18 protein-coding genes and 1 tRNA gene are annotated in these 18213 nt (G+C 62.5%); 9 read left to right on the top strand and 10 right to left on the bottom strand.

All coding sequences use genetic code 11. The annotated features are described in order from the left end of the window. Positions 1–2: 2 nt before the first annotated feature. Positions 3–2060 (bottom strand): DEAD/DEAH box helicase, encoded by a 2058-nt coding sequence (locus M511_RS00480; protein WP_085501085.1) that lies wholly within the window; start codon positions 2058–2060, stop codon positions 3–5. A 280-nt stretch (positions 2061–2340) separates the two neighbouring features. On the opposite strand from M511_RS00480, the gene argS reads away from it, so the two are divergent. The 6 genes from argS (at position 2341) to M511_RS00450 (ending at position 8628) form a co-directional block, all read left to right on the top strand. Next, a complete protein-coding gene (gene argS / locus M511_RS00475; protein WP_010392435.1) occupies positions 2341–4086 on the top strand; it encodes an arginine--tRNA ligase in 1746 nt (581 codons plus the stop codon). Positions 4087–4153: 67 nt separating this feature from the next. Then, positions 4154–5299, top strand: a complete 1146-nt coding sequence (locus M511_RS00470) for an SPOR domain-containing protein (protein ID WP_085501084.1) — start codon at positions 4154–4156, stop codon at positions 5297–5299. A gap of 4 nt (positions 5300–5303) precedes the next feature. After that, a complete protein-coding gene (gene nagZ, locus M511_RS00465) occupies positions 5304–6290 on the top strand; it encodes a beta-N-acetylhexosaminidase (protein WP_085501083.1) in 987 nt (328 codons plus the stop codon). 59 nt (positions 6291–6349) lie between these two features. Next, the gene (locus M511_RS00460) at positions 6350–7183 is read left to right on the top strand and encodes a segregation and condensation protein A (RefSeq protein WP_085501082.1); all 834 of its coding nucleotides are present in this window, start codon (positions 6350–6352) and stop codon (positions 7181–7183) included. Then, the gene (scpB, locus tag M511_RS00455) at positions 7180–7842 is read left to right on the top strand and encodes an SMC-Scp complex subunit ScpB (RefSeq protein WP_085501081.1); all 663 of its coding nucleotides are present in this window, start codon (positions 7180–7182) and stop codon (positions 7840–7842) included. The genes M511_RS00460 and scpB overlap by 4 nt, the downstream gene beginning before the upstream one ends. A gap of 567 nt (positions 7843–8409) precedes the next feature. Then, entirely contained in the window at positions 8410–8628 is a 219-nt protein-coding gene (locus tag M511_RS00450) for a hypothetical protein (RefSeq protein ID WP_221397284.1), read from the top strand. A 278-nt stretch (positions 8629–8906) separates the two neighbouring features. Here M511_RS00450 and M511_RS00445 read toward each other — a convergent pair whose 3' ends face one another. The 4 genes from M511_RS00445 to ihfA all read right to left on the bottom strand — a co-directional run bounded on the left by M511_RS00445 (position 8907) and on the right by ihfA (position 11150). Next, entirely contained in the window at positions 8907–9974 is a 1068-nt protein-coding gene (locus M511_RS00445; protein WP_010392417.1) for a 2'-deoxycytidine 5'-triphosphate deaminase, read from the bottom strand. 60 nt (positions 9975–10034) lie between these two features. After that, positions 10035–10112 (bottom strand) — tRNA-Pro (locus tag M511_RS00440). Positions 10113–10227: 115 nt separating this feature from the next. After that, a complete protein-coding gene (locus M511_RS00435; RefSeq protein WP_085501080.1) occupies positions 10228–10842 on the bottom strand; it encodes a MerR family transcriptional regulator in 615 nt (204 codons plus the stop codon). After that, positions 10842–11150 carry an integration host factor subunit alpha gene (ihfA, locus tag M511_RS00430; RefSeq protein WP_010392413.1) on the bottom strand — a complete coding sequence of 103 codons (309 nt, stop codon included), beginning with the start codon at positions 11148–11150 and terminating at the stop codon, positions 10842–10844. The genes M511_RS00435 and ihfA overlap by 1 nt, the downstream gene beginning before the upstream one ends. Positions 11151–11362: 212 nt before the next feature. Here ihfA and M511_RS00425 point away from each other — a divergent pair, with 212 nt between their 5' ends. After that, on the top strand, positions 11363–11638 hold the full coding sequence (locus M511_RS00425) for a DksA/TraR family C4-type zinc finger protein (protein ID WP_010392412.1): 276 nt from the start codon (positions 11363–11365) through the stop codon (positions 11636–11638). A 3-nt stretch (positions 11639–11641) separates the two neighbouring features. Here M511_RS00425 and M511_RS00420 read toward each other — a convergent pair whose 3' ends face one another. The 4 genes from M511_RS00420 to M511_RS00405 form a co-directional block, all read right to left on the bottom strand. Continuing rightward, positions 11642–12613, bottom strand: coding sequence for a beta-ketoacyl-ACP synthase III (locus M511_RS00420; protein WP_010392410.1), 972 nt, complete (start codon positions 12611–12613; stop codon positions 11642–11644). Further along, the gene (plsX, locus tag M511_RS00415; protein ID WP_010392409.1) at positions 12613–13725 is read right to left on the bottom strand and encodes a phosphate acyltransferase PlsX; all 1113 of its coding nucleotides are present in this window, start codon (positions 13723–13725) and stop codon (positions 12613–12615) included. The genes M511_RS00420 and plsX overlap by 1 nt, the downstream gene beginning before the upstream one ends. Positions 13726–13742: 17 nt before the next feature. After that, positions 13743–13949, bottom strand: a complete 207-nt coding sequence (rpmF, locus tag M511_RS00410) for a 50S ribosomal protein L32 (protein WP_010392407.1) — start codon at positions 13947–13949, stop codon at positions 13743–13745. A gap of 304 nt (positions 13950–14253) precedes the next feature. Next, the gene (locus tag M511_RS00405) at positions 14254–15072 is read right to left on the bottom strand and encodes a sulfotransferase family protein (RefSeq protein ID WP_010392405.1); all 819 of its coding nucleotides are present in this window, start codon (positions 15070–15072) and stop codon (positions 14254–14256) included. Between the two features lie 161 nt (positions 15073–15233). Between M511_RS00405 and M511_RS00400 the strand changes: the two genes are divergently transcribed. Further along, positions 15234–16811 carry a DUF5928 domain-containing protein gene (locus M511_RS00400; RefSeq protein WP_085501079.1) on the top strand — a complete coding sequence of 526 codons (1578 nt, stop codon included), beginning with the start codon at positions 15234–15236 and terminating at the stop codon, positions 16809–16811. An 11-nt stretch (positions 16812–16822) separates the two neighbouring features. Beyond that, positions 16823–17197 carry a histidine triad nucleotide-binding protein gene (locus M511_RS00395; RefSeq protein WP_010392402.1) on the top strand — a complete coding sequence of 125 codons (375 nt, stop codon included), beginning with the start codon at positions 16823–16825 and terminating at the stop codon, positions 17195–17197. Here M511_RS00395 and M511_RS00390 read toward each other — a convergent pair. Beyond that, complete coding sequence (locus M511_RS00390; protein ID WP_010392400.1) at positions 17194–18144, bottom strand: ABC transporter ATP-binding protein; 951 nt, start codon at positions 18142–18144, stop codon at positions 17194–17196. The two genes, M511_RS00395 and M511_RS00390, sit on opposite strands and share 4 nt — an antisense overlap. Positions 18145–18213: the final 69 nt, after the last annotated feature.

The raw sequence follows: 18213 nt of genomic DNA, 5'->3' as shown, positions 1-18213 counted from the left end.
GATCAGGTCGTGGTTGCCGTATCGTCCGGGTTCGGCGCGGTGGCTTCGGCAGGTTCCGCCTTGGCCCCAGCGTCAGTCCCGGTCTCGGGGGCGCTTGCCGGCTGGGTGCGGGGCTTGCGCGGCGCGCGCGGCTTGGCGGGTGCTTTGGTCGCAGGTTTCGCCCCGGATTGTTCCTCAGTCTTGTCAGCTGCCTTGGGCGCCGTCTTGCGCTTGCGCTTGGGCGCTGCCGCCGGTGCCGTCTCGGGGACGGTCTCGGCAGCTACATCGGTCGCCGGTTCGGGCGAAACTGTTTCGGCCCCCTGCACTTCGGCGGCTGCTTCGGGCGCAGGCTCTGCCTTGGCCTCGGCCTTGGGCGCGCGCGGTTTGCGCTTGCGGGCCGGTTTGGCAGGGGCAGGGACCTCGGCCTCAGGGGGGGTGGCTTCGGCGGTGGTAGCGGCTTCCTCTGCCGAAAGCGGCGTCGGGGCTGGGGCCGTAGCCTCGGGGGCAGGTGTCTCAGCCATCGGAGCGGTTTCGACCTTGCCATGGCTCACCGGTGCGACGGTTTCGGCCGGGGTGGCCTCGACCTGCTCGACCTGCGCGTCGATCGGGTCGCGGAAGGCAGGGCGGAAAATACGGGTCAGGAAGTCCGGGATATGATCCCCCATCCCGACTACCGGATGACGGTCCGTGCGCCGGTCGTGACGGTCATGGCGGTCGTGACGTTCTCCATGACGTTCACGCCGGTCATGGCGACGCTCGACGGGTTCGACGGGATGGGCCACAACCTGCACCTCTTCGACCGGGGCGGGGGGACGCTGTTCGCTGTCGTCACGACGGCCGCGGCGGTCGCGATCACGGTCGCGGCCACGATCCTTGCGACCATTTTCACGCGCCGGACGTGCCGGAGCCTGTGCGGCTGCGGAAAGCGTAAAGCCTTCGGGCAGGGACGCGCGCGGCAGGGCCTGTTTGACAAGTGCCTCAATCGCACCAAGCAGCTTTTCATCCGCAGGCGTCGAAATCGAGATCGCGGTGCCCTGACGGCCGGCCCGGCCAGTTCGGCCGATGCGGTGGACGTAGTCCTCGGCATGGCTCGGCAGGTCAAAATTAAAGACGTGGCTGACTGCCGGAATATCAAGCCCGCGCGCCGCCACATCCGAGGCGACGAGGAAACGCAAAGTGCCGTCGCGGAAGCCATCGAGTGTCGCCATGCGGTGACGCTGGTCCAGATCGCCATGGATAGGCGCAGCGTCAAAGCCGTGCACCTTGAGCGATTTGGCGACAATATCCACGTCAGTCTTGCGGTTGCAGAAGATGATCGCGTTCTTGAGCCCCTCGCCTTCGGCGTGGATCAGGGCGCGCAGCAACTCGCGCTTTTGCTTGGCGGTCTGATCGCGGCGGGTGGGCGTCAGTTCGACGAGCTTTTGGGTGATCGTCTCGCTGGTGGTTGCCTGGCGCGCAACCTCGATCCGCTCGGGCAGATGCAGGAAGGTGTCGGTGATACGCTCGATTTCGGGCGCCATGGTGGCGCTGAAAAACAGCGTCTGCCGGGTAAAGGGCGTCAGCTGGAAGATACGCTCGATATCGGGGATGAAGCCCATGTCGAGCATCCGGTCGGCCTCATCGACGACCATGATCTCGACGCCCGTAAGCAACAGCTTGCCACGCTCAAAATGATCAAGCAGGCGGCCAGGGGTGGCGATCAGCACGTCCACGCCGCGGTCGATCAGCCGGTCCTGTTCCGCAAACGAAACACCGCCGATCAGCAGGGCTTTGGTCAGCCGGGTGTATTTGGCATAGATGTCAAAGTTCTCGGCCACCTGCGCGGCCAGTTCGCGCGTCGGGCACAGAACCAGACTGCGCGGCATACGCGCCCGCGCCCGGCCACGGCCAAGGCGGGTGATCGTCGGCAAAGTGAAGCTTGCGGTCTTGCCGGTGCCGGTCTGAGCAATGCCCAGCACGTCCCGCCCTTCGAGCGCAGGGGGAATCGCCCCGGCCTGAATCGGCGTCGGGGCCTCATAGCCTGCCTCGGCAATGGCTTTCAGAACCTTGGGGTCAAGCTTCAGATCAGAAAATTTGGTCATTCAGGGCTTTCGTATCAATGCGCGGACCATGCCGCGCCGTCCTTTGCGTCCATTGCCGCCCACCCGGTCACCGGGATGATCAGCCGTTCGGGACGCAATTTCCGCACGCCCCTCGCCTTGCCTGCCGGATGCAGACAGCGCGGGCCTAGCTGAAAACCTGCCCTTCGTCAATCTGATGCCGGTTTTTCGGTCATGCGTAGCTGCCTTGTCCCGGGCTCTGGCCCGGTTGACGGCCCCCATAACCAAGCGTTATCCCGGCCCGGACTTATGGATGGAAGCCATGAACCTATTCTCGGATATCCGCGCGCTGGTCCTTGATGCGCTGGCACAGATGGAACAGGCGGGCGAGCTGCCTTCGGGCCTCGACACCGCGAACGTGACGGTCGAGCCGCCTCGGGACCCGGCCCATGGCGATATGGCCACGAACGCTGCCATGGTGCTGGCCAAGCCCGCCGGAAAAAAGCCGCGCGAGATCGCCGAAACGCTGGCCGCGCGTCTGGGTGCCGATCCGCGCATTACCTCGGCCGAGGTGGCTGGGCCGGGATTTTTGAACCTGCGCCTTGCGCCCTCTGAATGGCAGGGTGTGATCCGCGCCGCGCTGAAGGTCGGGGCGGATTACGGCCGCTCGGACATGGGTAAGGGCAAACGGATCAACGTCGAATTCGTCAGCGCCAACCCGACCGGGCCGATGCACGTCGGCCATACCCGTGGCGCGGTCTTTGGTGATGCGCTGGCGGCGCTGCTGGATTTCTCGGGACATGATGTCACGCGCGAATACTATATCAATGATGGCGGGGCACAGGTCGATGTGCTGGCGCGTTCGGCCTATGAGCGTTACCGCGAGGCGAACGGCCTTGAGCCCGAGATCCGCGACGGACTTTACCCCGGCGACTATCTGATCGCGGTCGGCGAGGCGCTGAAAGAGAAATACGGCACAAGCCTGCTCGACAAGCCGGAATCCGAATGGCTGGCCGAGGTGCGTGAATTCGCTACCGACGCGATGATGCAGATGATCCGCGAGGATCTGGCGCTGCTCAATGTCCATATGGATGTGTTCTCAAGCGAAAAGGCGCTTTACGGCACTGGCCGGATCGAGGCTGCAATCGCGCGGCTGCGCGAAGCCGGCCTGATCTATGAGGGCGTGCTTGAGCCGCCAAAGGGCAAGACCCCCGAGGATTGGGAGCCGCGCGAACAAACTCTGTTCCGCTCGACCGCGCATGGTGACGATGTGGATCGCCCGGTCAAGAAATCGGACGGCAGCTGGACCTATTTCGCCCCGGACATTGCCTATCACTGGGACAAGATCGACCGCGGATTTGACGCGCTGATCGACGTGTTCGGCGCCGACCATGGCGGTTATGTCAAGCGTATGACCGCTGCCGTCAAGGCGCTGTCGAATGGCCGGGTGCCGCTGGATGTCAAGCTGATCCAGCTTGTGCGGCTGTTCAAGAACGGCGAGCCCTTCAAGATGTCCAAGCGCGCCGGGACCTTTGTCACCCTGCGCGATGTGGTCGAGCAGGCCGGCTCGGATGTCACCCGTTTCCACATGCTGACGCGCAAGAACGATGCGGCGCTGGATTTCGACTTTGACAAGGTGCTTGAGCAGTCCAAGGACAACCCGGTCTGGTACGTTCAATATGCCAGCGCCCGGGTGAACTCGGTCCTGAACAAGGCGGGCGAAATGGGCGTCGATACCTCGGACGCGGCGCTTTCGAAGGCGGATCTGGCGCAAATTTCGCATCCGGCCGAGCTGGATCTGGCCCGGAAAGTTGCAGAATGGCCACGCACGGTCGAAATCGCCGCCCGGGCGCATGAGCCGCATCGGGTCGCTTTCTTCCTCTACGATATCGCCTCTGCGCTGCATTCGCTGTGGAACCGCGGCAATGACGAACCGGCCCTGCGCTTTCTGCAGGACGGGGATTCGCAGGCGACCGCCGCGAAAATTGCCCTTGTACGGTCTGTCGGCGTTGTCATTTCGGCCGGCCTTGGTATCTTAGGAGTGACTCCGGCCAAGGAAATGCGCTGACACAGGCGCCCGGCCGGGGACGTAAAGATAAACGAGCAGCGTCGGAAAAACCGGCAGGCAGGCAGGAATGACGGTGGTAGATTTCCGCTCCTCGGGCGGGTTTGAAGGGGCGCAGCCTCGCGGGCTGTCGCATGACCATACCTATGCCGACGGGCATCAGGGTTATCAGGACGACTGGCAGGATGAGGGCTGGGATGATCATCGTTACCAGACCGAGGCCGATTCGCTGGTCGAAGCTCCGACACTTGTTGGACGCATTTCACGGCTGACCCATTATCTGGGCGCCCTCGTCTCGGTCGGGCTGATCGTGATGCTGGTGGTCTGGGGGTATAAGCTGGTGGTGCGCGATGTGTCCGGCGTGCCGGTGATCCGCGCCATCGAAGGCGAGGCCCGTACCGCGCCCGATAATCCGGGTGGCGAGCTGACTGACCGCATCGGGCTGGCCGTCAACACGGTTGCAGCCGGGACCGAGCCGGGACAGGTGGACCAGGTGGCGATCGCGCCGTCCTCGACCCCGCTTGGCGGTCAGGACGTGCCGATGGGCGAACTGGGCGCGACCGCGCAAGAGCCCTCGCATCCTCTTGATTTGCCGCTCGTTGATGAGCCGAGCCGCGTTATTGCGCGTCCCGACGGCGAAGTTGCCGAAGAGGCTGCGGCCAACGCTGTCGCCAATGCGGTTATCTCGGACGCTCCGGCTGCCGACGCGCCGGTGAATGAGGCTGTGACCGATCTGGCCGGGAATGAACCGCGCGATATCGCCATTACTACTGCATTGGCCGAGGCCTCTGCTGCGCCGTCCGCCGGTGCCATCGCGCAATCTGCCCGGCCTGCGCCGCGTCCGCGCCGCGTGGCTGCGGCGGCCCCGGTTGTCGCCAGCGACGCCGCCCCGGCTGCCGCTGCTGTGGAAAGCCGTCCGGCCGAGCAGCCGCAGACCCCTGCTGCAGCCCCGGTCAAGGTTGCCTCGGGTGCGCCGCTTGTGCAGATCGGCGCTTTTGACAGTGATGCGCTGGCGCGTGGCGAATGGAACCGCGTCTCGGGCAAGCTCTCGGCACTCTTTGCCGGCAAGGGCATGGTCGTGCAGGAGCATAAGGCCAATGGCCGCACCTTCTGGCGTCTGCGCGCCGCGGGCTTTGCCTCGCGAGACGAGGCACGGCGTTTCTGCGCCGCTCTGATTGCCGAGGGCGTGGACTGTATCCCTGCCTCGGCGAAGTAAGCAGATGCCGGGAGCCACCATCCTTGGCGGTATCGCCGGCCCGGACCTGAGCCGGGCCGAGCGCGATTTTTTCCGCGCAGCGAACCCTTGGGGCTTTATTCTGTTTGCGCGCAATGTCGATACGCCGGACCGCTTGCGCCGGCTGACGGCAGATCTGCGCGAGGCCGTGGGGCGTGATGCCCCGGTCCTGATTGATCAAGAGGGCGGCCGCGTCCAGCGTCTGCGGGCCCCGCACTGGACCGAATGGCCCGCGCCCCTGGATCAGGCAGGTCGGGGAGAACGCGCGATCTGGCTGCATCATTATCTGCTGGCACAGGAGCTGCGTGCCGTCGGTATTGATGCCGATTGCGCCCCGGTCCTGGACATTGCGCGCGAGGATACACATCCTTTCCTTAAAAACCGCTGTCTTGGTACGGATGCCGATACGGTGATCCGGCTGGGCCGGACGGCTGCCTCGGCCATGCTGGCCGCCGGGGTGTTGCCGGTCGTCAAACATATGCCGGGTCACGGTCGGGCTCGGGTCGATAGCCACAAGGACCTGCCGGTGGTCGAGGCGCCTCTGGACGAGCTGCGCCAGACTGATTTTGCGCCCTTCCGCGCCCTTGCCGACCTGCCGATGGCAATGACCGCGCATATCCGGTTTACAACCATCGACGATGCGCCCGCCACTGCCTCTGCACCGGTGATCGAGGTGATCCGGCGCGAGATCGGCTTTGCCGGTCTGCTCATGTCTGATGATATCGGGATGCAGGCGCTGTCGGGCACGCTGGCCGGGCGTGCCGCTGCGGCTATGGCCGCCGGTTGCGATCTGGTCCTGTCCTGCAACGAGACGCTTGAGCAGATGGAGCAGATCGTCGCGGCTGCCGGGGCGATGTCCCATCGTGCCATTGAATGCGGCGAGGTTGCGCTGGCCTTGCGGCACGCACCTGCCGATCAGGATATCGCTGCGCTTCGCGCGGAACTGACCGCGCTTGGCGGGCTTGCGGCCTGATTGGTTGACTAAGGCAGGCCCATGACGGATTCTGCACGGGTTCCTTACCCGGAAGCGTCATGACCAAGGTGCCCTATCTGACCCCTGTGCCCGACCCTGATCCCGGGCCGGCACCACATCTGCCGGGGCTTGAGCCGCAGGCCGTGGCCGAGCGCCGTGCCGAAGAGGTGCTGGTCGTTGATGTCTCGGGCTTTGAAGGGCCGCTTGATCTTTTGCTGACCCTGTCACGGACGCAAAAGGTCGATCTGATGCAGATCTCGGTTCTGGAGCTGGCCAACCAATATCTGTCCTTTGTCGATCGGGCCCGGGCGCTGCGTATAGAACTGGCGGCTGATTATCTGGTCATGGCCGCATGGCTTGCCTATCTGAAATCTCGCCTTCTGCTACCCCCTGATCCCGAGGCCGAGGGTCCGAGCGCTGAGGAAATGGCCGCGCATCTGGCCTTTCAGCTTGAGCGGCTGAATGCGATGCGCGAGGCAGCGGCGCGGCTGATGACCCGCGATCGGCTGGGTCAGGACCGTTTCCCGCGCGGAGCCCCCGAGACCGTGGTGCAAAAGCGACGGGTCACCTGGCAGGCCGGGCTGATTGACCTGATGCGCGCCTATGCACGGCTGCGCACCCGTGACGAGTTCCGCCCCTATGCGTTTGACCGCCGCGATGTTCTGACGATGGAACAGGCTCTTGACCGTGTGCGTGGGCTGATTGGCTTTGCCGGTGACTGGACAGAGCTTGCTGCCTTTTTGCCAGCAGGGTGGGACGCCGATCCACAGCGCCGCCGCTCGGCCACCGCCGCAACATTTGCCGCGACGCTGGAGCTTGCCCGCCAGGGCGCGCTGGAGATCAGCCAGTCCGACACTTTTGCCCCAATCACTATCCGCAGGCGTCCCCAATGAGTCAGGACGATCAAGACCCAGATCAGAAGCGTTTTCCGCCACCTCCACTTGCCGAGCAGGAGCGTATGGTCGAAGCGATCCTTTTTGCCTCGGCCGAGCCGATGAGCCAGCGCGAGATTTCGACGCGCCTGCCCGCGGGCTGTGACGCAGGCGAGGCCCTGCAGGCACTTCGAACGCGCTATGAAGGGCGGGGGGTGCAGTTGGCGCGCGTCGGCGATTCCTGGGCGTTTCGCACCGCCGCCGATCTGGGCTTTCTGATGCAGGACAATGTGGTTGAAAGTCGTCGTCTGTCCCGTGCTGCGACCGAAACCCTTGCCATCATCGCCTATCACCAGCCCGTCACCCGGGCCGAGATCGAAGAGATTCGCGGCGTCGCAGTCAGTCGGGGCACTCTGGACCAGTTGATTGAACTTGGCTGGGTTCGCATCGGCCGCCGTCGTCAGACTCCGGGCAGGCCGGTGACTTTTGTTGTGACCGAAAGCTTTCTGGACCATTTCGGATTGGAAAGCGCCCGTGACCTGCCGGGGCTGGCTGAGCTGCGCGCCGCAGGTTTGCTGGATTCGCGCCCGCCCGGCGAGGCCGGGGCGCCGGGACTTTTCGACACCGAGCCTGAGGATGATGCCGAGGTTCTGGCCGAAGATTTATTCGAGGATGAGTGAGATGTTTAGGGTAACTTTATGAATTGGAACCAACTTATCAATATGCTGACGCGCATGTTTGGCAACCGTTTACTGAACTGGGGCGTCCGGCGGATGAATGCGCCGAAACCAGGTGAAAAGCGTACCGCTGAGCAGCGTCGCCGTGACAAGGCTGCGCGTGAGACAACGAAGCGCTTTCAACAGGTAACGCGGATCCTGCGGCGGATGCGGTAGCTGGGGCTCTGCCCCCGCCGCTGTCATGTGTCAAAACCGGTGTCAAAAGATCTGAGCCTGTTTTTCGTGGCATCAGCTGGGAATAACCGATTGCAGAGGATTGCGGGCAGGGAGGCGTGATCTTCGGCGTTCGGCGTCGGCGCGCAGTCGTTCGCGGTTCTCGGCGCAGATAGGTGCGGACCGAGACATCGGAAATGCGCAGCTTGTGGGCGATCCGGGCAATGGACAGACCCTGCGCATGGGAATGGGCGGCAAGCCATGGCTTCGCGGGGGGATGCGGCGGGACAGCGTGGCGGGGTCCGAGTTGTCGAACACCCGCCCGTCGCGTGCGGCGAAGTGGCCAAGCGGCAAGAGATGAACTCATTCCGGGGCCTGGCCTTCGGCGGTCAGCGTCAGGTCAACGGCGAATTCGATAGGACGGCTCATGCCAGCGCCCGCGTCAAGGCTTCGTCCAGGCGAACCCATACACCCGAGGAATCCACGTCCTCGACCACCCCGGCGGGCGAGCGGGTGGCGCTGCCATCGGTCTTTGCCACCGTGCGATCATCCACGATAAAGCAGATCTATCGTTAACCGTTGAGTTTCCGCTTAACGATAGATCTGCGTAAAACCGTGCGCACCTTTTCAGCTAACCTATTGATTTTTCGTCGCCAGAATATACACGATTCCACGAAAAAGGCGACTTGCGTGCCGAAAGGCTCAAACTTTTTGACACTCACCCTTGCAACCCATTGATTTTACACGCTCGGTAAATCGCAGAGTCTCAAACCTCTTGTCACCTGTCAGCCGCGCGACTCCACCGGGATATTGGGGCACGAAAGAAGCAGAGGCGCATTCGGGCGTCGGGGAAGTCAAGCGAACTGCTTGGCCAGCTTAAGGCCCTGGCCTTGGTAGTTCGATGCGATTCCGGTGCCGTAAAGGCGTTCGGGGCGCGCTGCCATGCGTTCATAGACCAGGCGGCCGACGACCTGACCGTGCTCGAGCGCAAAGGGTGCTTCGTGGCAGCGTACCTCGAGCACGCCGCGCGCGCCTTTGCCAGCAGCGCCGTGGCCGAAGCCGGGGTCGAAGAACCCTGCATAATGAACCCGGAATTCACCCACCATGGCCAGATAAGGGGCCATTTCGGCGGCATAATCGGGCGGGATCGCCACTGCCTCACGGCTGACGAGGATGTAGAAGGCACCGGGGTCGAGGATCAGCTGGCCGTCTGTGGTGTGCAATTCATCCCAGAAATCGCGTGCTTGATAGGCACCGATGCGGTCAAGGTCGATGACACCGCTGTGGGGGCGGGCGCGATATCCGACGAGATCGCCTTGGGTGGGCCGCAGATCTACCGAGAAGCCGAGACCGTCGTCGATCAGTGCCTCACCCGTTACCAGCGGCTCCTGCCTGTGCAGGTGATGCAATTCGGTATCGGAAAGAACCGCCTGGCCCTGTCGCAATCGCAGCTGGTTCAGGCGCATGCCCGGCCGAACCAGTACCGAGAAGCTGCGCGGGCAGATTTCGGCGTAAAGGGGGCCGTCATAGCCTTCGGCAAGGCGATCAAATTCGGTGCCTTCGTCAGTGACGAGCCGCGTCAGCAGATCGAGCCGCCCGGTTGAGCTTTTCGCATTGGCGACGGCATCGAGACCTTGGGGCAGGGACAGCCGCTCCATCAGCGGGACCAGATAGACGCAGCCTTTTTCAAGCACTGCACCGCCGGTCAGGTCCATGCGGTGCATTTCGAAATCCGCGAGCCGGTCGCTGACCTTGCGTCCGCGTCCAGCAAGGAATGAAGCGCGCAGCCGCCATGCGGTGCTGCCCAGGCGCAGATCAAGGCTTGCGGGCTGAATCTGTTCGGGCAGGATCGGCTGGTCAGCCGAGATCGCCCCGCTTTCGATCAGCTGGCGCAGGGCGGTATCGGGAAGGACTCCGTTCACGCAAAACCCCTTTGGCAAAAGGAAACGCCCATCCCCGGGTGGGGATGGGCGTTTTCGGAATGGTCGGGCCGGCGAGATTCGAACTCGCGGCCTTCCGCCCCCCAGACGGACGCGCTAACCAGGCTGCGCCACGGCCCGACGAGGGGCATATAGAGCGAAGCGGGCGCCCAGCACAAGAGGCCAAGGGTGGAATTTTCACCAAGATTTTCGATTGCTGGGGATAAGATCCCATGCGGCGCGCGGCTGCAGGCAATCATGCGCGCTGACAAAGATTCTGCAGGGCGTCGTGCAGGGCTTTTGCCGTGGCTGGAAGAGTGCGATCCTGCCATTCGTGCTGACGAAGCGTGAGCGCAGTTGCGGCCAACCGCGAGAGCCAATCAGGCGTTGGCGAGGGAACAGAAGGCTGGGCGGGCGCTGCCGCAGGTTCCAGCCCGGCAAACAATGGCAATGATTCGGGTTCGCGTGATGTGACGCGTGAGATTCTGACCGGTCGCGCTGGTGGTTGCAGTGCAGCAGGCGCTGGTTCGGGCACGGCAAGGCGCACTGCCGGGGCGGCTGGTTGAGCTGTTGCAGCATCTTCCCTGGTTTCGCCCAGCCTTGCAGCGCCGATTTCGCGCAAACCTGCACCACGGTCGGCGGCGATAAGACGCTTGGCGCCGCGGATGCTGAGGCCTTCCTCGCGCATGACCTGATAGAGGCCGGCGACGAGGCGGACGTCATCAGGCCGGTAATAGCGACGCCCATCCGCACGCTTTACCGGAGCCAATTGTGAAAATTGCGTTTCCCAATATCGCAGGACATGCGGCGCGACGCCAACGAGGCGCGAGACCTCTCCGATGGATCTGAAGGCGTCGGGGGATTTGCTCATCAGCCCTTGCGCCTGTTCCCGGCTGCAACACGATCCTTCATCAGATGCGACGGACGGAAGGACAGAACCCGGCGTGGCGTGATCGGCACTTCTTCGCCGGTCTTGGGGTTGCGGCCGACGCGTTCATTCTTGTCGCGGACTGAGAAGGTGCCAAAGGACGAGATCTTGACCTGCTCGCCGCGCACCAGCGCGTCCGAGATATGGCCAAGCACGCTCTCGACAAGCTGAGCCGATTCGTGGCGGGACAGTCCCACCTCACGGAACACGGCTTCTGCCAGATCCATGCGGGTCAAGGTGGAGTCGCTCATCTCGGAAACCTCTTGAATGCTGTGAAGGATGATTTCTTTAAAGCGTCGAGTCAACAACTGCGACCGGATTCCGTTCCATCATTCCTTGATTTTGTTTCGCATTATTCGCGCCTTACCACCACAATGCGTAGTAGACATCCTGCTGGGCAGCTTGGAAGCACAGAGATTCAACCCTATCTTGAAAAGGAAAGGGATTGGATGGAGCAAATCTCATGGCGGGTGGCTGGGCGCATGATGATGCGGTGAACGAGCAGATCGAGGTCTCGACGCAAGAGGCGATCGAGCGCATGCGGCTGCGTAATGCGCAGCGCGTTGCCCGTGAAAGCGCCGGGTTCTGCGACGAATGCGATGAGCCGATTCCTGAGGCGCGCCGGCAGGCTATTCCTGGCGTCCGGCTATGCGTTGATTGCCAGTCCGGCCGCGATAAAGCCTGGAAGCCGGCCGCAGGTATCAACCGGCGCGGCTCAAAGGATTCGCAGCTGAAATAGTGCTTACCAACGCAGGACGACCGAGCCCCAGGCAAGGCCGCCGCCGATAGCCTCGGCCACCAGAATATCACCGGATTGGAAACGGCCTTCGGAATTGGCTACCGACATTGCAAGCGGGATCGAAGCTGCCGAGGTATTGCCGTGATCGGCCACCGTCAGCACGACTTTCTCCATCGGCAGCTGCATCCGCCTGGCGGTCGCTTCGATAATGCGCAGGTTGGCCTGGTGCGGCACCAGCCAATCAACCTCTTGCGGCGCAAGGCCTGCCTTGTCGAGCGCGCGATGTGCGGTATCGGCAAGTTTCTCAACAGCGTGACGGAAGACCAGGTTGCCCTGCATGCGCAGATGCCCTGCCGTACCGGTTGAGGCGACGCCGCCATCGACATAGAGCAGGTCGCGATACTGCCCGTCGCTGTTCAGATCTGTCGCAAGGATGCCGCGATCCGAAGAATCGCCCGCACCATCGGCGGCCTCAAGCACCACCGCCCCGGCACCGTCGCCAAAAAGCACGCAGGTTGAGCGGTCGGTCCAGTCCATGATCCGGCTGAAGGTCTCGGCCCCGATCAGCAGGATGCGATCCGCAAGGCCAGCGCGGATCATGGCGTCGGCATTGGCGAGCGCATAGATGAAGCCCGCGCAGACCGCCTGTACATCATAGGCAAAGCCGCTGCGCATCCCAATACCGGCCTGCACCATGGTCGCAACCGAAGGAAAAGTCAGATCGGGCGTCGAGGTTGCGACGATTACCGCATCTATCTGATCGGCGGTGATCCCGGCATTGGCCAGCGCAGCCTGCGCAGCGTGGATGCCCAGATCGCTGGTGCGCTGGTCATCGGCGGCAAAATGGCGCCGCTCGATACCGGTGCGGGTGCGGATCCATTCGTCGCTGGTGTCCAGCTTGTCCTCGAACCAAGTATTCTCGACCACGCGCTCAGGCAGGTAGTGACCGGTTCCCCGGACGATCGCACGCCGCATCAGGACGCCTCGCTTTCCTTGCTGCCGTTGATTTGGCTGGCTGCCGCGACGGATTGCGCTACGCGGGCGGCCAGCCGTTCCTGAAAACCGGATTGGGCCAGCCGGAAGGCCAGCTTGATTGCTGCGGAAACGCCGGTCGCATCGGACGAGCCGTGCGATTTCACCACGGTTCCGTTCAGTCCCAGAAAGACGCCGCCGTTGACGCGGCGCGGGTCGATGCGCTTTTGCAGCCGGCGGAGTGAGCCCATCGCCAGCAGGGCCGCGAATTTGGACAGCACCGATTTTCCGAATGCTTCCTTAAGGAAATCGCCGACCAGCTTTGCCGTGCCTTCGCCGGTTTTCAGCGCGACATTGCCGGTAAAGCCGTCGGTCACGATCACATCCACCCGATCCGATGGCAGGTCGCCGCCTTCGACAAAGCCGACATAGCGAAAGTTCGCAGCCTGCGCGATGGTGGGGATCAGTTCATGGGCCTGTTTCAGCTCGGGCCTGCCCTTATGCTCTTCGGTGCCGACGTTCAAAAGACCGACGCGCGGGCTTTCCAGTCCGAAGCCGTTACGGGCGTAGGACGCCCCCATCAGCGCATAAGTCAGCAGATCCTGGGCATCGGCCCGGATATCGGCGCCGACATCCAGCATGACATTGAAGCCCTGCGGATTTCGCGACGGCCAGAGGCAGGCGATGGCAGGCCGGTTGACGCCGGGCAGCTTGCGCAGCCGCATCATCGACAGCGCCATCAGCGCCCCGGTATTGCCGCAAGAGACTGCGGCAGTCGCTTCGCCCTGACGCACCGATTCGATGGCAGACCACATCGAGGTGCCTTCGCCTTTGCGAAGCACCTGACTGGGCTTGTCATCCATGGTGACCACACCGCTGGCGTCGCGGATGTCGCAACGCCCGGCCAGGCCGCTGCGGCGGCTGATCAGCCGCTCAAGCTCGGCTTTCGGGCCGTGGACGACAAAGCGGATATGCGGGTTCTTCTGGGCGCTTTCAGCGACGCCAGCGATCACCGTCGCCGGACCGCGATCGCCGCCCATCGCATCGACCGAGATCACCACGCCGCCCCCGTCACCAGAGACGCGAGGCAGGGAACTGGTTTCTGCCGAAGCCATATCCGCGGTGGGTCCGCTTAGGCCGCGTCTTCGTCCAGATCGACCTCATTGGCCTGCGCGACCACCTCGCGGTCGGCATAATGGCCGCAGGAGGGGCAGACGTGATGCGGGCGCTTCAGCTCACCGCAGTTCGGGCATTCATTCGGGTTGCCGGCGACGAGCGCGTCATGCGAGCGACGCATGTTGCGGCGGGAGCGGGTAACTCGGTTCTGAGGGACGGCCATGTCACAACCTCAACTGGTTCGGGGGGCAACCCGGCAGGGCGGCCCCGGATTCGGTGTTCGGGTCTGGCGCGGGCATAGGCTACCGGAACGCTGACCGCAAGTCGCCAAAACTGGTCGCTAAGCGGGGGTCGCGGTCCGGGGTTCCCCCGCCGGTCGAATGAACGCGGGAAAATAGCGCCATTTTTGCATTTCGCAAGGGAAATCTTTGAAAAAGCTTTTCGGGCCAGTAATGAAAAAGCGGCGCTGATGCGCCGCCTCTTCAGATTGCGTTTTTAGACGGGAAACCGCTCCTGCCAGGACCGCTTTAGCGGCCAAGCTTGGCGTGTACCTCGTCCAGATCAACCTCGCCCTTGGGCATCTTGTTGTCGGGATTGTCAAAGTCGTAACGGAAGAGCTGGAAGTCCTTTTTATAGACCTCCCAGACGAGATGGCGCGACAGGTCGTCGAAATAATCGCTGACCTTATGCGCGCGCTTGGGGCCGTGCCCCTCTGATTCGTTGAACTTTGGCACATCGTTCACGTCGAGCTTTACCGGGGTCGGTGAGGCATCCAGCACCTTTTGCATGCCTTCGTTGAACTTTTCGGTAAAGAAGATCTGATCATAGCGCCCGCCGTTCACGATGAAGGTGGCGATATGACCGGACATGGCAGACCAGTGGATGTCGGGCTCCATCGGGCGGCGCCAGCGAATGGTGTCGCGCGCAAACAGCAGAAACCGGCGGAAGCTCTTGATCTGATCGAACTCGAAGCCGTTTTCGGGGCTGCCGACATCGACGCCGTAGCGCTGCATCAGCTGCGGCACGAGGTTGCCGCGGTAGCGTTTGCCATTGCGCTGGATGCCGGCAATCTTGTCGAAAAACGAGGACAGGATACGTGCGTAGGGGTTGCGCACGCAGGTGAACGTCAGCGCCTTGTGCGCCTGCACATTCGCCTCGATGAGCGGTTGGCTGTCAGGCTGGTTCCACTTGTGCAGTCCGCTGGTGGAATCGTGGATGTCACCATCGAAGTACCGCCCATGGTCGGAATAGAACATGATCTGTCCGATCGAGGAGCAGGCGCATTTCGGCACCACCCGATAGACCATGCTTTCGCTTTCCGTCATCCAGGTTCCAGGAAAACCCATTCTACTATTATCCTTCACGAAGCTGCTCTTGGTCGGAGTAAGCGACCCGCCGGGTTGCCCATCCGGCCAAAATCGGTAAGGACAAAAAGCAAATCGCAGGAGAAAATTCAACCTGCTGTAACGCGTTCCTCCTTCATGTTGATGGGATAGGTTTATAATAGATGGCACGAATTGCCTTCATTCTCCTTTGCCACAAGGATCCCAAAGGCGTTATCGCGCAGGCGCGTCGCCTTGCTGCATCGGGTGATTATGTCTCAATTCACTTTGATGCGCGCGCTAACCCTCGGGATTACGAGCAAATTCGCGGGGCGTTGGGGGGCAACCCGTCGGTGACTTTTGTCCAGCGGCGCTGGAAATGCGGCTGGGGCGAATGGTCCCTTGTGGCCGCCACGCTTGAGGCCGTGCGTGCCGCAATTGTCGCATTTCCACAGGCGACGCATTTTTACATGCTTTCCGGCGATTGCATGCCGATCAAATCGGCCGAATATGCCCATGCCTTTCTGGATGCAGAAGACTGCGACTATATCGAAAGTTTCGACTTTTTCGAATCGGGCTGGATCAAGACCGGCTTCAAGGAAGAGCGGCTGATCTATCGTCACTGGTTCAACGAACGTACCCAAAAGTGGCTCTTCTACACCAGCTACAACCTGCAGAAACGGTTTGGTCTGACTCGCAAGGTGCCTGCCGACATTCAGGTCATGATCGGTTCGCAATGGTGGTGTCTGCGCCGTCAGACCGTCGAGAAGGTGCTTGAGTTCTGCGCCAACCGTCCCGACGTAATGCGCTTTTTCGCCACCACATGGATTCCGGACGAGACCTTCTTTCAGACCATCGTGCCCCACGTCGTGCCGGGAAAAGAGATCCGGGCGCGCACGCTGACCTATCTGATCTTTACCGATTACGGCATGCCGGTCACCTTTTACAACGACCACTATGATCTGCTCATGGGGCAGAACTACCTGTTTGCCCGCAAGATCAGCCCCGAGGCGATCCGCCTGCGTGAGCGGCTTGGCGCGCTTTGGACAGCCAAAGATGTGCATTTTCCGATCTCGAACGAGGCAACGGGGCTGTTTCGTTTTCTGACCGGGCGGGGCCGGGTCGGGCGGCGCTTTGGCCAGCGTTTCTGGGAGGCCGAGGGCAGTCTTGGCCGCTCAAACACATTGCTTCTGGTGGCTTCCAAGAAATGGCATGTCGCGAAACGGCTGACGGCCTCGATTCGGCAGCATACCAAGATCCCGGCAGTCGATTTCGCCTTTAACGAACTTGAGGCGGGGTTGCCTGATCTTGGCGGGGTCGAAACTACGGTCGAAAAGCGTCACCGTCACCGGCGCGCGCTGATCCGGCTGCTGTTTCAACACTTTGAATCGAACCGGTTGATCCTGTGTCTGGACCCGTCCGAGCTTTATCTGATTCAGGACCTGACCTCGGACAAGGCGGATACGCGCGTCCTGATGATTGATTCGCAGTTTGACGACGACTACCTGCGTGGCCATATCGCCCGCGTGGGGCTGGCCGGGGCCGAGACTGCGCCCGGCGTGGTCGATCGGCTGCTGCCTCTGGTGCGCGCGGATCTTGAGCATGAGGCCGAGCGGTTGCGTGATATGGAATTCGCTGCTTTCCATGCCATTGCGCCCTGGCGCTCGGCCGAAGAGAATGCCGCGCAGCTTGCGCGCTTCCTTGAAGTTCCGGCCAGAACGGCGCTGATGCTTGCCAGAACCCCGGACCTGTTCAGTGACTGAGGAGAGAGCGGATGCCCGCCTATGACGACAACAACATATTTGCCCGCATCCTGCGTGGAGAGATCCCGAACGACACCGTGCTGGAGACCGGACATACGCTGGTCTTTCGTGACATCCGTCCGCAGGCGCCGGTGCATGTGCTGGTGATCCCAAAAGGCGCCTATGTCAGCTATGACGACTTTTCGGCCAATGCCTCGGATGCCGAGATCGTGGATTTCCACCGGGCGGTGGCGCGGGTGACGCGCGATCTGGGTGTGTCGCTGGACAGCGGACAGGGTTTCCGTGCCATTACCAATGCCGGTGCCCATGGCGTGCAGGAGGTTCCGCATTTCCACCTGCACATCCTTGGCGGTCGCCCGATGGGGCGGATGGTTCAGCCCGATTAGGGGCGCGGGCGCGCGGTCAGCTGGACAAAGACATCCTCAAGATCGGGCGCCTCGACCGTGACATCGCGGATCGGCAGGCCCGCTGCGCGCAGCGCGTCGATCAGCCGGTCCGCCGTTACCCGTGAGGGCGCATAGCTGAGTGCAAGACGGCCATCTGCGCGCCGTTCGGCACGGGCTGCCTCGGGCAAGTGGGGCAGGGTACGGGCATCCCCCGTATCGACAACCAACGTTTTGGAATCCGCGCGGCCAAGCAGGGCCGAGGTATCCTCGCAAAGCACCAGCTCGCCGTGGTCGATGATGGCGATGCGGTCGCACATCTCTTCGGCTTCTTCCAGATAGTGGGTGGTCAGGATGATGGTCATCCCCTGTTCGTTTAGCCGCCGGACGTTACGCCATAACATTTCACGCAGCTGGATATCGACGCCTGCCGTCGGCTCGTCCAGAACCAGGATCTGGGGGCGGTGGACCAGCGCCTTGGCAAGCAACAGGCGACGCTTCATTCCGCCTGATAGGTGGCGAGAATAGCTTTCGGCCTGTTCGGTCAGCCCCACAAGCGCTAACAGCTCATCGGTCCAGCGTTCACGTCTGGGTACGCCGTACAGGCCCGCCTGCACCTCAAGGCTGGCACGCGGGGTCAGGAACGGGTCGATGTTCAACTCTTGCGGCATCACACCGATGGCGGCGCGGGACTGGCGCGGGTTTACGTCCTGATCAAAGCCCCAGATCGTCACCTTGCCCGAGGTTTTGCGCACCAGACCGGCAAGGATGTTGATCGTGGTCGACTTTCCCGCCCCGTTTGGCCCCAGAAGGCCAAAGATCGATCCGGCAGGAATCGCCAGATCCAGCCCTTTCAGAGCGTGCTTTTCCGGCTGTTTGCCCGCCCCGGCATAGGTCTTGGTCAGACCGCTGATTTCGATAGCGTTGGGATTGCTTGCGGGGGCTGGCATCGGCTCACCACGTTCATTAATATCGCGACCGGTTTAAACCTGTTTGTTGTCAGAGCTCAAGGAACCGCC

The sequence above is a fragment of the Paracoccus sp. J56 genome (assembly GCF_019633685.1).
In the GTDB taxonomy this organism is placed as follows: Bacteria; Pseudomonadota; Alphaproteobacteria; order Rhodobacterales; family Rhodobacteraceae; genus Paracoccus; species Paracoccus kondratievae.
The sequence above is the reverse complement of the archived record's forward strand: the minus strand, read 5'-3'. Positions and strand labels throughout refer to the sequence as shown.

What these genes read in the sequence shown, in the direction of transcription:
- M511_RS00480 (WP_085501085.1), bottom strand. Translation starts at nt 2,060, where the DNA reads ATGACCAAATTTTCTGATCTGAAGCTTGACCCCAAGGTTCTGAAAGCC.
- argS (WP_010392435.1), top strand. Translation starts at nt 2,341, where the DNA reads ATGAACCTATTCTCGGATATCCGCGCGCTGGTCCTTGATGCGCTGGCA.
- M511_RS00470 (WP_085501084.1), top strand. Translation starts at nt 4,154, where the DNA reads ATGACGGTGGTAGATTTCCGCTCCTCGGGCGGGTTTGAAGGGGCGCAG.
- nagZ (WP_085501083.1), top strand. Translation starts at nt 5,304, where the DNA reads ATGCCGGGAGCCACCATCCTTGGCGGTATCGCCGGCCCGGACCTGAGC.
- M511_RS00460 (WP_085501082.1), top strand. Translation starts at nt 6,350, where the DNA reads ATGACCAAGGTGCCCTATCTGACCCCTGTGCCCGACCCTGATCCCGGG.
- scpB (WP_085501081.1), top strand. Translation starts at nt 7,180, where the DNA reads ATGAGTCAGGACGATCAAGACCCAGATCAGAAGCGTTTTCCGCCACCT.
- M511_RS00450 (WP_221397284.1), top strand. Translation starts at nt 8,410, where the DNA reads ATGAACTCATTCCGGGGCCTGGCCTTCGGCGGTCAGCGTCAGGTCAAC.
- M511_RS00435 (WP_085501080.1), bottom strand. Translation starts at nt 10,842, where the DNA reads ATGAGCAAATCCCCCGACGCCTTCAGATCCATCGGAGAGGTCTCGCGC.
- ihfA (WP_010392413.1), bottom strand. Translation starts at nt 11,150, where the DNA reads ATGAGCGACTCCACCTTGACCCGCATGGATCTGGCAGAAGCCGTGTTC.
- M511_RS00425 (WP_010392412.1), top strand. Translation starts at nt 11,363, where the DNA reads ATGGCGGGTGGCTGGGCGCATGATGATGCGGTGAACGAGCAGATCGAG.
- M511_RS00420 (WP_010392410.1), bottom strand. Translation starts at nt 12,613, where the DNA reads ATGCGGCGTGCGATCGTCCGGGGAACCGGTCACTACCTGCCTGAGCGC.
- plsX (WP_010392409.1), bottom strand. Translation starts at nt 13,725, where the DNA reads ATGGCTTCGGCAGAAACCAGTTCCCTGCCTCGCGTCTCTGGTGACGGG.
- rpmF (WP_010392407.1), bottom strand. Translation starts at nt 13,949, where the DNA reads ATGGCCGTCCCTCAGAACCGAGTTACCCGCTCCCGCCGCAACATGCGT.
- M511_RS00405 (WP_010392405.1), bottom strand. Translation starts at nt 15,072, where the DNA reads ATGGGTTTTCCTGGAACCTGGATGACGGAAAGCGAAAGCATGGTCTAT.
- M511_RS00400 (WP_085501079.1), top strand. Translation starts at nt 15,234, where the DNA reads ATGGCACGAATTGCCTTCATTCTCCTTTGCCACAAGGATCCCAAAGGC.
- M511_RS00395 (WP_010392402.1), top strand. Translation starts at nt 16,823, where the DNA reads ATGCCCGCCTATGACGACAACAACATATTTGCCCGCATCCTGCGTGGA.
- M511_RS00390 (WP_010392400.1), bottom strand. Translation starts at nt 18,144, where the DNA reads ATGCCAGCCCCCGCAAGCAATCCCAACGCTATCGAAATCAGCGGTCTG.